The organism is Shouchella patagoniensis, from assembly GCF_002019705.1.
GTDB lineage: Bacteria > Bacillota > Bacilli > Bacillales > Bacillaceae_D > Shouchella > Shouchella patagoniensis.
On the sequence record NZ_KV917377.1, the window covers coordinates 2,175,269 to 2,187,654 of the forward strand.

14 protein-coding genes and 1 pseudogene are annotated in these 12,386 nt (G+C 38.6%); 2 read left to right on the forward strand and 13 right to left on the reverse strand.

The annotated features are described in order from the left end of the window. The first annotated feature begins 5 nt into the window (after positions 1-5). Positions 6-1,022, forward strand: a complete 1,017-nt coding sequence (locus BK584_RS11545; RefSeq protein ID WP_078392748.1) for an ABC transporter ATP-binding protein — start codon at positions 6-8, stop codon at positions 1,020-1,022. An 11-nt stretch (positions 1,023-1,033) separates the two neighbouring features. Then, positions 1,034-2,737: an ABC transporter permease gene (locus BK584_RS11550; protein WP_078392749.1), complete on the forward strand. Its 1,704-nt coding sequence runs from the start codon at positions 1,034-1,036 to the stop codon at positions 2,735-2,737. 148 nt (positions 2,738-2,885) lie between these two features. On the opposite strand, the gene BK584_RS11555 is transcribed toward BK584_RS11550, so the two are convergent. The 13 genes and pseudogenes from BK584_RS11555 to BK584_RS11605 all read right to left on the reverse strand — a co-directional run bounded on the left by BK584_RS11555 (position 2,886) and on the right by BK584_RS11605 (position 12,384). Beyond that, complete coding sequence (locus BK584_RS11555) at positions 2,886-3,047, reverse strand: recombinase family protein (protein WP_078392750.1); 162 nt, start codon at positions 3,045-3,047, stop codon at positions 2,886-2,888. Positions 3,048-3,319: 272 nt separating this feature from the next. Then, positions 3,320-3,449, reverse strand: a pseudogene (locus tag BK584_RS25065) (L-lactate dehydrogenase); the annotation flags it as partial. A 150-nt stretch (positions 3,450-3,599) separates the two neighbouring features. Then, positions 3,600-3,722 (reverse strand): hypothetical protein, encoded by a 123-nt coding sequence (locus BK584_RS25365; protein ID WP_281255750.1) that lies wholly within the window; start codon positions 3,720-3,722, stop codon positions 3,600-3,602. 17 nt (positions 3,723-3,739) lie between these two features. After that, entirely contained in the window at positions 3,740-4,090 is a 351-nt protein-coding gene (locus tag BK584_RS11560; RefSeq protein ID WP_078392751.1) for a DUF4260 domain-containing protein, read from the reverse strand. Continuing rightward, positions 4,080-4,472 carry a holo-ACP synthase gene (gene acpS, locus BK584_RS11565; RefSeq protein ID WP_078392752.1) on the reverse strand — a complete coding sequence of 131 codons (393 nt, stop codon included), beginning with the start codon at positions 4,470-4,472 and terminating at the stop codon, positions 4,080-4,082. The genes BK584_RS11560 and acpS overlap by 11 nt, the downstream gene beginning before the upstream one ends. A 14-nt stretch (positions 4,473-4,486) precedes the next feature. Then, positions 4,487-5,698, reverse strand: coding sequence for an FAD-dependent monooxygenase (locus tag BK584_RS11570; protein ID WP_078392753.1), 1,212 nt, complete (start codon positions 5,696-5,698; stop codon positions 4,487-4,489). Next, positions 5,685-6,146, reverse strand: coding sequence for a 3-hydroxyacyl-ACP dehydratase FabZ family protein (locus tag BK584_RS11575; RefSeq protein ID WP_078392754.1), 462 nt, complete (start codon positions 6,144-6,146; stop codon positions 5,685-5,687). The genes BK584_RS11570 and BK584_RS11575 overlap by 14 nt, the downstream gene beginning before the upstream one ends. Before the next feature lie 7 nt (positions 6,147-6,153). Further along, positions 6,154-6,915 carry an enoyl-CoA hydratase/isomerase family protein gene (locus BK584_RS11580; RefSeq protein WP_078392755.1) on the reverse strand — a complete coding sequence of 254 codons (762 nt, stop codon included), beginning with the start codon at positions 6,913-6,915 and terminating at the stop codon, positions 6,154-6,156. A 13-nt stretch (positions 6,916-6,928) separates the two neighbouring features. Further along, positions 6,929-8,449, reverse strand: a complete 1,521-nt coding sequence (locus BK584_RS11585; protein ID WP_078392756.1) for a phytoene desaturase family protein — start codon at positions 8,447-8,449, stop codon at positions 6,929-6,931. Then, complete coding sequence (locus BK584_RS11590; protein ID WP_078392757.1) at positions 8,446-9,210, reverse strand: 2-oxo acid dehydrogenase subunit E2; 765 nt, start codon at positions 9,208-9,210, stop codon at positions 8,446-8,448. Before BK584_RS11590 ends, BK584_RS11585 begins: the two co-directional genes overlap by 4 nt. Beyond that, entirely contained in the window at positions 9,203-9,436 is a 234-nt protein-coding gene (locus BK584_RS11595) for an acyl carrier protein (RefSeq protein ID WP_078392758.1), read from the reverse strand. Before BK584_RS11595 ends, BK584_RS11590 begins: the two co-directional genes overlap by 8 nt. After that, on the reverse strand, positions 9,433-11,322 hold the full coding sequence (locus tag BK584_RS11600; RefSeq protein ID WP_078392759.1) for an HAD-IIIC family phosphatase: 1,890 nt from the start codon (positions 11,320-11,322) through the stop codon (positions 9,433-9,435). The genes BK584_RS11595 and BK584_RS11600 overlap by 4 nt, the downstream gene beginning before the upstream one ends. A gap of 12 nt (positions 11,323-11,334) precedes the next feature. Further along, on the reverse strand, positions 11,335-12,384 hold the full coding sequence (locus BK584_RS11605; RefSeq protein ID WP_078392760.1) for a 3-oxoacyl-ACP synthase III family protein: 1,050 nt from the start codon (positions 12,382-12,384) through the stop codon (positions 11,335-11,337). Between the last annotated feature and the right edge of the window lie 2 nt (positions 12,385-12,386).

Here is a 12,386-nt window from a genome sequence, read left to right on the forward strand (position 1 = left end):
CATATATGATCACATTTCAAAACGTTCAAATTAAATATGGAACCTTTACCGCAATGGAGGACTTACAATTAACGATCAACGAAAATGAGTTCTTTACCTTGCTCGGCCCTTCTGGTTGTGGGAAGACCACGGTACTCAGAAGCTTAGCTGGATTTATCCAACCGAGTAAAGGCGAGATTCTCATTGATGGGCAGGATGTAACCAATGTTCCCATTGAGAAGCGAAGAATTGGCATGGTGTTTCAAAGCTATGCCCTTTTTCCTTCTATGACAGTCTTTGAGAACATTGCGTTTGGTTTAAAAGTTGAAAAAAAGAAAAAAGCAGAGATTGAGCAACGTGTTCAAGAGATTGCCGAGAAAATGGATTTATCAAAGGAGCAATTAAGTAAGCAGGTATCCGAGCTATCCGGTGGACAACAACAGCGTGTGGCCATCGCACGGGCATTGATCCTAAAACCAAAGATCTTAGTTCTGGATGAGCCGCTTTCTAATCTCGATGCAAAGCTCCGAAAAAAGCTGCGCAATGAATTAAAAATGCTCCAGCGTGATTTTGGAATTACGTTTGTCTATGTGACCCATGACCAGGATGAAGCTCTGTCTCTATCAGACCGAATCGCGGTATTTAACAACGGGCATATAGAACAAGTGGGGACTCCACGGGAGATCTACAATGCTTCCGCAACGAAGTTTGTATGTTCCTTCATTGGAGATATGAATGAGCTGCAGCCCACTTTCATTCAAGCACTGAATACCGACTATCAACTTGGACTGGACACAGACAAGCAATCCTATATCAGACAGGAACGCATACTGGTTCAGGAACCACCTGGTGCTCCTAGTTCTTTTATTAACGTAACAGCTACCCTCGTAGATCAAATCTATCAAGGGATGTATACAAAGTATATTCTTAGCTGTGAAGGGCAGACCCTCGTATCCGTTTCAATGGAGAATGGTACCTCATCTTTCCAGAAAAACGATACACTGGAATGTTACCTAAATCCAAATGAGATTCTTCAATACTAGGTGGTGTTTCGATGAATAATCTATCTTCACAGGCGATGCCTCGCCTGATGCGTCTTGCTTTTATAGGAATCATCATTTGGCTGATATCTTCATTTCTGATCATTCCAAATGCACAGGTGTTACTATCAATCATTTATCAGGACGGATCCTTCACCTTTTCAGCATTCGAGAAACTCTATCGTTCGGATCGAGCTGTTCAAAGTCTCTACAATTCCTTTATCCTAGCCATTGCGCTTGTGATTACCGTGAATATCGTTGGCGTCTTCCTCGTACTCGTAAGTGAGTATTTTGATATTAAAGGATCTGGCATCCTGCGCCTAGGCTATATGACAACTCTAATTTACGGGGGAATTATCTTAGCAGCGGGCTATAAGTTTGTCTATGGCAACAATGGGGTTGTCACCAATCTAATTCAACAGGTCTTCCCTTCTTTATCTGATAACTGGTTCAGTGGATTTTTCGCCGTGCTATTTGTGATGACCTTTGCCACCACCTCAAATCATATGCTGTTTCTCACAAATGCCATTCGAAAAATTGACTATCAAACCATTGAAGCAGCTAAGAATATGAGTGCGTCCACGTGGACCATTCTTTATCGAATTGTCTTGCCATCACTCAAACCTACGATGTTTGCCATTACGATTCTGTTGTTCTTAACTGGATTAAGTGCCCTATCCGCCCCGTTAATCATTGGCGGACAGGATTTTCAAACGATTGCGCCCATGATTCTTACCTTTGCAGGCAGCTCAACATCGAGAGATATCGCAGCACTACTCGCGGTCATTCTTGGACTCGCAACCATTCTGCTTCTTTCTGTTCTCTTAAAGATTGAGAAGAACGGAAACTATATTTCTGTATCCAAAGTAAAAACAAAGCTACAGAAACAAAAGATCGAAAATCCCTTCGTCAATGGGATTGTGCATCTCTTAGCCTATCTCTGCTTTGCAATCTATACGCTACCTATTTTCTTAATCATTTTGTTTTCATTCACGGATGCCCAGACCATAACGACCGGACATTTCTCATTTGATAAATTAACACTAGAAAACTATTTAAACCTATTCACAGAACCAAGGGCCTTCCGCCCGTACCTAATATCTATTTCTTACTCACTCATCGCAGCATTTTTTGTAGTGGCCTTTATCATTGCCGTGGTCAGGCTCATTTCGACCTTTAAAAGCATCTGGTCCGACATCATTGAATATAGCCTGCATATCCCGTGGATGCTGCCATCTACACTGATAGCCGTCAGTCTCGTAGTAACGTTCAGCACACCACGTATCTTTGTTGGAAATCAAGTATTAACGGGCACCATGATTATTTTATTAGTGGCCTACGTCATTGTCCTGATTCCATTCACCTTACGAATGCTAAAGGCAGCATTCTTCTCACTAGACCCTTCCCTAGAGGAGGCTGCAAAAAACTTAGGCGCTGGAAGCATGTATACGTTTTTTAAAATTGTTCTACCTTCCATCCTTCCTTTTGCGTCAGCTATCTTTGCCTTAAATTTCATTACAAACCTATCGGACTACGACCTAACCGTCTTCTTGTATCATCCGATCTTTGAACCACTTGGCATTGTCATAAAAAACAGCACAGACCCAAGTGCCCATCCAGAGGCACGGGCCATGACCTATGTCTATACCGTTGTGTTAATGATCATTTCCGGTCTCGCCCTGTATTTGGCGTATGGGAGGAAAAATGCGAAGTATTGATTGAGTGGAACGAGGCTGGGACAAAACCCAGTAAAGTGAAATTGAAATAGGCAGGGATCTTCGGAAAATCCGATGATCCCTGCCTACTTTTTATAATTAAATCATTGGTTTTTAGAAGGAAAATAAGGACCCCTTTGATAGAATTAAGTTACCACACCAAACCCAACGGGGGACCCTTATCTTCAAATAAATCTTTAATAATCTTTGTTCCTTCCAACTTGGATCTAGCAAAGCGATCTAATTTTGTAATAAATAGAGTGTCGCCTTGTTTAAGGTTTCTAAGCAGCGTTTGAAATTGGGGTCTGTCCATTACACTTTCATAGGTCCAAATTAGTTAATCAAACTGCATTGTTTACGCACAACACAAAATTTTTCAATAATCCAGTTGTTAAAGCTTTTTTTAAGAAGAAGAGAACCCAATCTTATTTACAACTTACTGTGAAAACCCCATTAAAGAAAATCTTTGTAACTTAGATTCTGTATTTAAAATCTTTTGGTTTTTAAAAAAAATCTTCGCTACGCACTGCAAACAATACAAAACTACTCGTTCGATGTTCTCAACAGATACAGAAAACACTACAAAAGAAATGTATCCCCATGGTCGCCAATAATGTAAGCATGGACATGACTCTTTGAGACGTTAAAGTAGTCACTGAGCATGTACTTGAAATCTAGCCGTATCTAATGTCGTCCCGCTGCCAATGAAGCGTTTTTACGGTGTATAGTCATTTGCTGTCAGTTTGTGTTGCTATATATGAATGCTGCAAAAACAACCGCAGTCATGACGACAGCAGTTGTTTTTGTGTAATCGTGCTTAAAAATGAAATTTTTTCGATGGAGATATTCTTTTAGTCAACTTTCATTATTTATGAAGTAGTGGCTCCCTTTGTCTTATTGGAATGTAATACGTTTTTTTCTTTTTATTAAAATAAAAAGCCGTTTGAACGATTGAAAATGCAACAACTACTGGAAAAAAAGTCTTCAATTGAGTCTCCTCCTTAATTAAATTTGATTCATATGGCTTTCAGAAAAAGCTGTTGGGTATTTTAATCCAAATCCACATAATCGATCCATCCCAATATGGGCAATCCAGATAAGACAAATGCCTATTAGTAACGGTTGCTCAAAAAACATAGCCGTTACCAACAATACAAGAGGAATCACATAATTATGAAATAGATTATAGACGTAACTGCCAACCCTCGCATTTTTCAAATAGCCCACCATTGAAAGATCTGGAGCTAACGCTAACACTAAATAAAGCCAAATACTTCCTCCCAAATAAAAATAGAAAATGGACGAAGCTAGAAAAACAGCTAACCCTTCAAGTTTCACAATACCCTTAGCTTGCATTCAATTCACCCCCTAGCACAACTACAGCTGCCGCTGATTGTTCTGTATGGGTGATGGATACATGGCACTGTACTTGATCCAACTGACTATTTTTCTTATTAACGATTTGAATACAAGGCTTGCCAATATGATCCGACAATACAGCAATTTCGTTTAATTGAATCTCGCCCCCAAAACCTGTCCCCCGAGCTTTTGAGTATGCTTCTTTAGCAGCAAAACGCCCAGATAACCATTCTACTTGCCGCCTCTCCGTTTTAAATGTAGAAAACAGTTGTTTTTCTTCATCCGATAGCAAGTGCCTAAGAAATGAATCTCCACCCCTTCGATAGCTTTCTCCTATCCTCTTCAAGTCCACTAAATCAAATCCTATCCCTTTTATCATACGCTCATCTCCCGTTAAATCGTTTTTCCATACTCAATACCATGCTGGAGTTTACTCATAACAGACATTTTCCATGGAAGACGGTTTAGAGCCTTCATCTTAATGCGACGCATTGCAATTTCAAGAGGAGTTTTAGCAGCAAGCGTTTTTTCTTGTCTTTCTTGAAAATTTCTAACAAACTTAATTTCTTTCTTTCTTTTCTTTTCGAAAGACTTCAATAATTCACTCGATAATGGGCCGCTACTTGCATTGTTTTGCACCCCTTTTACAATATAAGGAACAAGTTCAATAGAATCTTGCATTGCAATATTTACACCTTGACCTAAAACTGGAGATAAAGTATGTGCTGCATCACCTATTAAAATAAGACCATCCTTAGACCATGTTTCAGTATCTGTCGTAAAGATGTCTAGCATTGTTACATCTTTCCAACTTTTAATGTAGGTTTCCATTATTGGCTTAAAGGTCGGCTCCATGTCACTCACCGTATTTCTAAATTCCTCAATCCCATGGTTTTTAGCTTCTAAGTATCCTCCTTTTGGGATATAGGTGCCTACCCTTAGCATATCCGGAAAAGTTGGCAAAATGATTAAATGATTATTCTTATTAACCTTGATTGTATTTGCTTCTTTCCAGCCGGTAGGTTTTGGCAACTTGAACCATACCAGATCACGATCAAAATGCTTTATCTTTGTCTTAAATTCCGCTAATTTCCGTACCCGGCTGTGACGACCATCAGCCCCTACGACAAGGCGAGTATTAAATTGAATCATTTCTTTATTTTGTTTGCAAATGACCCCATGGACCTTCCCCTCTTTTTGAATTAACTCAGTACATGTTGTCCCCATCAAGATATCAAAATTAGAATACTCCTCCGCCTCATCTATAATCGTTTGAAGTACAGCTGGTTGGGGTATATCAATACCGTATTTCTGTGGATGTTTAAAATTTTTGAAATCTGCTTGAAATAAGAGATTCTCTTTCTCGTACATTTCAATTGCCTGCACCTTGATGAAACCTTGCTCATTTAACTTTTCAAGTAAACCTAAACGGTCTAAAAATGCCACCGATCCTGCAGCAATCGTTTCGCCACGAAACTCACGGTTAAAACCGGCTCTACTCTCAACAACAGCAACATCAATCCCTTGTTTTGCAAGAAGCAAGCCAAGAAGAGCGCCACCAGGTCCTCCACCGATAATACATACATCTTTATTAAACTCTTTCATAAATTTCAACCTCCTTTGGCAAATAAAAAGTTAAACTTCCTTTAGCAACCTTTTCACCATCAGAGTTAGATATGTTTGCAGTTGCAGTCAAAAAGTTTCCAACCCCACCAGTTAGTGTCACTTTTATGAGAAGCGTGTCTCCAGGTCCAGCTTTCCGTAAAAAGCGAAACCCTTTATTCTCTACTAAGTATCCTTTCTCTTGACCACCTTGTTCACCATTGTTATTCTGACCAGCCAAAATTAGGCTTGCCTGGGCTGCCATTTCAATGAGGAGTACGCCTGGTACAATTGGCTCTCCTGGAAAATGACCACTTAGATATGGTTCATTGTAAGATACATTTTTTTGACATACGATCGTGTCTCCACTCATATCAACAATCTTATCGATGAATAAAAAAGGAGCTGCTTGCTTCAATTTTTCATGAGGTGCTGGATATTTTTTCTCCATAATTCTCTCAACCTTTCTCGTTCACAATTTTAGTCCTTTTAAGTCGTTCTTGTACTGCCTTTTCTTCGAAACAAAGAAGAATTGCCTGCTTTTCTCTAACCAATTGATCTTCCAGTGTTGACTTACCACTTGTCTTAAGAATTTCCTTTGTTTCAATGATCCGTTTTGAAAGACCCCTTATTAGTTTGTTGCAAATCGTTTCTACCTTCTCCATCATCTCTTTTTTAGTTGGCGCAGTTTCATGAATAAGTCCCCATTCAAGCGCCTCTTTTCCTGTAAATAGTCCTTCCAGAAGCAACAGATGCAGGGACTTTTCGAAGCCCAAAATTTCCGGTAAAAAATAACTGGCTCCCAGATCAGGAGTAATCCCCATTTCGTAAAAGTTTTCAATAAATTTTGTTCGTTCAACAGCTATCCGATAATCACATGGCAGCATTAAATTAAACCCGCCTCCATAGGCGTATCCATGAATAGCAGCTATAGTAAATTTCCTTGATTGAGCTATTTTAAGAAGAACTTGATTAAATACACTTATAATTTCTCCGATTTGAACGGTCCCTTCGTTTTCTATCATATTTATGAGGTCTGCCGGGCGTGGACCACTTGAAAAGCATGCTCTTTGATTGCTTTTAAACACAATCACATAACATTCAGGATCTAATTCGGCTTCTTCTATTGAATTCAAAAGAAACGTTGCCATCTCCAGGTTGAATGCATTTTTATTCTCCGGAAAGTCAATTTCAATATAGCGTGCTGCAGTCTTTGGCATGTCACTCCTCCTTTTAGATCGCTTTTACTAAGCCTTTATTATTTTTTTTGCTTATTTTTTTCGCTAATTTACTGCCTGATAAAATGACTGAGACTACACTACCACCTGGATCGGTCCACTGTCCTGATATATATAACCCTTTAATTGGGGTTTCATGTTGGGGCCTTGCATTCATTTGGGCACCGCTCTGTTCCCAACCATATATGGACCCAAAACTATTTTTGGTGTAACGTTCCATCGTCAAAGGGGTAGCTGACTCAACCCACTCTAGATTTTCCGACAACCCAGGAATAAGACTTTCTGCCATTTCGATCATTCGATCTTGATAAATAGGTTTTACTTCTTTCCAATTTTGACCTATGTCATAAGGAACTAATGTAGTAAGTGCAACCGTATGTTTCCCTTCTGGAGCAAGCGAACGATCCACAAGAGAAGGGCATGAAATGGCAATGCCCCTTAATCCTTCAGGCCCTAACTGCTTTAAGTTCATATGTTTTTGATAAAAATCATCATAATCATACCCCTCATAGATAAAGGTTTCATGACCAATATTAAATTTATCAATAGGCATATTTACGCCAAGAAATACTTCAAATGCAGAAAGAGACGGATTTAAACGTTCTGCTTTTTTTATATAACGACCGGGAAATTTGTGAATTCCAACAAGATTATGAATCATTTTTAAATAATCTCCGTTACAAACAATTGTTTTAGCTTCTATGGTCCGCCCATTTTTTAACCGAACGCCCTTTGCATAATTACCCTCATCTACTACTATTTCTTCAACTTCATTGCGTAGGCAAACTTCTCCACCAAGCTCCTCGATACGTTCAACGAAAACATCTGGCATTTTTTGAAAGGAACCTTCTAAGTAGTAAATACCATCCTTAAAATAATTCATGATTGCATACGAGAAATACATAGCACTTCCCTGAGTCGGCGGGACTCCGAAATGAGCCCACAGTGTGGAAAACATAAAAACGGCTTTTGGATCTCGGATAAAACTCGAAACCATCTCGTGAAATGTTTGCTTATTGTATTTATTTACGTAAGGATCTGAAAGAAATGGAAAAGCACTCTCAGCCTGTAGCATCTTACTTGTGGCATAGTATAAAGCTTCCATTTCGACAACTAGTGCTTTAATATTGTGTCTTTCCTCTGGAAAAAGCTCACTATACACATTAACTAATCCTTCTACACTACTTGGCACTGTAAAGTGATAGTCAGGATACTTCGCTTTATATACTTCATCTAGCTTAATAAAAGGGAGTTTATTTTCCAAACCAGCCTCTTGTAACAGTCGATAGAGAAGCCCCCCATCTTCAGCACCTGCCACAATTCGAACGGCAGAATCAAATGTATATTTCTTTCTTTTGAACGAATGAGCATACCCTCCCGCTCGGTAATGCTGCTCCAAGACGAGCACCGATTGTCCTTGTTGAGCAAGGTAAACTGCCGAACTTAACCCCCCCATGCCAGAGCCAATAACAATACAATCATATTGTTCCTTTTGCGGGATGAATTTTTTTCTCATAACAGAAACTCTCCTTTTTCGAGATGATTTTTAACGTCTGTTAGAATATCAGCTGCCATAGCTCCATCAATAGCCCGATGATCAAAAGCCAGGCTTAGAATGAGATAAGAAACCGGTTCGGGTAAATTGTTTTTCAAAACGACTCTTTCGTGTATAGCACCTACCCCAAAACATGTGGTAGACGAAATAATAGGATAAAATGAGCGTATAGGCTGATGACCCAGGGACGTTACAGTAAATGTTCCTTGAAGCTTTTCTCTTTTTTTAGATTTGCTCATCGTTCGGTTATAGATCCACTGCCCTATAAAAGTAGGAAAGGTTTGAAGTTTTTTTACAGGACCAAATTCTTTTATGTCTTCAAACGAGTTATCACGATAATAGTTTAGCGTGTCTTGTATTTCGATTAAAGACATCTCATCCGCTTTCGGAATTAGGCCGCTTAGTACAGCTCTTGTATTGTTTATATCTCTATCCATCGTAAACTTTGCATGCATCTGCTTATACCAGACTACTCTTGGAAAAAGAGATTTTTTTATAGCTGTATTGGCCTCTGGGTAGTTTTTAAGGACCCTTGTAATAGAGAAGATGACAAATGAGATATAACTTAACTTTATTTCTTTATCTCTCATTTGCTTCCGAATATCATTTACCTTGGAGAAATCAACTTCGGTGTCCAAATATACAGGGCTAAATTGTTTAGCATGTTCAAGAAAATAGTAGGTGTGCCTTCTAGCAGTAGGAAAGCTCGTTTCTTTATACATGTTGAACCTCAATCAACCGGAAGATTTCCTCAACTGTCTTTGCAGCAAGAAAATCTTTCATATTAAGTCTAACGTTAAAATCTGCTTCTACATTTGTCAGTATTCTTAATGCATTTACAGAATCCCAAGCTTCCAGTTCTTTAATGTTGGACTGTAGATTTACATTCTCGTCTTCTATTTCTAGCACCTCTTCAATTAGTGCTACTAGTCTTTCCCTGTTTTTCATTGCTTAATAACCTCCTTATTTGAAACGATCGTTAACCAATAACCAATGTCCTTTATATTGTCGTATCTATGTTTATAGACCATTCGATTCCCATCTTGTAAAAGCAAATGAAAGTAATGGTCTGAAAACAAACTCTCAACCACCTTATTCTTTGCGGTTGGAATAAAGGATCCTAACACCTCATGAGCCCCTTCTTCATTCGCCTTAGTAAGAATTGTTTTTATTATTGCTGTTTCAATTCCTCTTGAAAAAACACGACAACTCATCACGATATTTTCAATTTTCCAGTTATGATCAAGAGATTGATCTATTTTAATAAAAGCAGCTCCTACAATCCCGTTATCCCCGAATCGATCAGCAACACTAAAGCCAAGTACTCTGTATGCAGGATCAGCGACCATCTTCTTGACTTCGACTTCATTGTAACGTACCGTCGTAAGATTAAATTGGTTGGTACGCGTACTTAACTGAGCTATTCGAGGAATATCAAATTCACTCGGATGTTCAATGATGGTCACCTTTATATTCAGACCAGCAAGATAATCTTCTATAGAATTACTTTCCTCTTTGAACGCCTCTCTTTTTTTTGATTGAATGTATTTCGTAGTTCTGCTATAATCCTCTTCAGTTAATTTCACTGTATTAAACCACCCTTCTTCGAGCAGAGCTCCTGCATAAAGAGAAGGATCTGGGGGTAGGTCAAGGACTTCAACATTTGTATGAGCTTTAACCATTTGTTGTTCAAATGGATTATCATCAACAAAAACAAATTGATTCATTCCTATGTTTAATTCTTCTTCCAAGTTTTTGATATTTTCATGTTTCGGTTGCCAATTTGCTTTTATTCCAACAAAATCTTCCTTCTTTAAAATCATGACTGGGTGATTATCTAGTACGTCTAGCACATTCGTTTCTTCATTTTTGCTGCTAATTGCCAATAAGACACCTTGTTGTTTCAATCGTTTTAAGTAATGTTGAAAATCAACATAGGTGTTCCCAGGATATGTTTGGTTTAATTGGATGCCTTCCAATCCATCATCACCTAATATACCTCCCCAAAGTGTCTCATCTAAGTCGAGCACCGCCACTTTCTTATTTAGTCCCATTAAACTACGAGCAATTTTCACTCCTTCTTTACCAAAAGTGGCAAGCAACTCATCAGACATTCCATAGCCTCCAGCATAATAAAGCCTTGAGTCTCTATATAAGGAGACGTCTTGCATCATCACATCTGTGTCAATTGTTACAGCTTGCTCTATATGCGTCGACAAATGCGCCACCTTCGCATTGAACATAAGCCATTCTTTGCTTAATAACGCCTTTGTTTTGTAATCAATAATGCTATCATGAAACACTTTTGGTAAAGGAATCGTATTGATGGCAAAGTAGCCCGTGCCATGTGATTTAAATTGCTTCACTAACTTTTTAAGATGTCTTGATTCTGTTTTCAATTTCTGAATAACGTCATGCGTGTGATATTCCCCTTTTACTAAGCCAGAGGTAATAAACGTTTCATCTAATAAACACATTGTTAGATGGGGCTTAAAACGATATAATTCACTCTCGGTATTCAATAACTCAAATTCAAATTGATTAAAACCGGCAACATAAAATTCGCCCCAAAGCTTATTTTTTAATAACAACCCCCGCATATAATGAGCCAACGGATCTGCATTGAAATTACTAATAATCGCTACTCTTATTTTTTTCAATCCCAAGCGGTCTACACTCGTTTGGTCTATTCTCCTCAATAAATGACCCATTTTTTCGATTTGTTTGTTTGAAGATACTTCACCACAAAGTTTGATAGCGTTCATTAGCACCACTTCATCGCTTTCATTAAGACAAATTTTTTTCATCTTCTTAATGGCTTCCATTTCATTCATCACCTATACCCCCTAGCTCTTTGTTAATGTAAAACCTGTTTTGATCCATTTAGATGATTCAATAGCAATACCCATTGCCCGTTGTCCAGGTTTAAGAGACTTGATTAAAAGGTTTAATTGTATAAAAGGTAGCGCATTCCCATTATTCCCTGTTTTTTCTACACAATTAATCGTTTTCTCGGTGTTTATCCCCAAGCTATCTATAATTCTCTGTGTCATAATTCCGGAAAGTTGCGGCGGAAGAAAAAGATCAACATCTTCTCTATTCCAACCTTCAATGGCTAACAACTCATCAATTACTTCATTGGTCATCTCGGGTACGCTGGCTTCAATTGCTTTGTAATCTTCTTTTGCAGATTCAAACTTCTTTCTGCGCTCTTTCTTGCCCATATCGTTTATATTCTCTGGTAAATGACCGAACCAATTCATGATTTGCCCAGGAGGTCTCCCTTGACCGACAAAACGATTTAACACATTTTCGAAAGTAATACCAGTATGGTTATTTTCAGGTGAATTGGACAAGACAATGGCTCCAGCTCCGTCTCCAAATAGTGCATAATTAATTAACTCCGAGGAACGAAGGTTCAAAAAATTCCGCTCTGCGTCCATATACTTGTTACAAACATCTCCGCCTATGACCAACGCATGTTTGTACACACGACTCTCTAACAATCGGCACCCCATCTCAATTGCTTGAACCGCTCCAGAACATCCTGATTGTAATTGAAAAGTGGCTACCCCATTCATTCCCAGTTCATCCGCTACTAAGTTTACTGTTGCTGGCATAAGATGATCAGGCGTGGCTGTGGATAAAATTAGCAGATCAATGGATTCCCGATTGATCTTTGCTTTTTTTATGGCTCTCTCCGCCGCACGAACACATATGTCTTTTAGACTGTACTCCACTGTTTTCTTCTTAAAATCAATTGAGAAATGACGTGTCTTCGTTCCGATTAATTGGTTAATCCAATCTTCTCTTATAGAAAAAATGTCTTCCATATCTCGATTTGTTATTTTCCTTCCAGGAAGATAATGCCCCGCACCTAAAACTTGAATTTTCATGA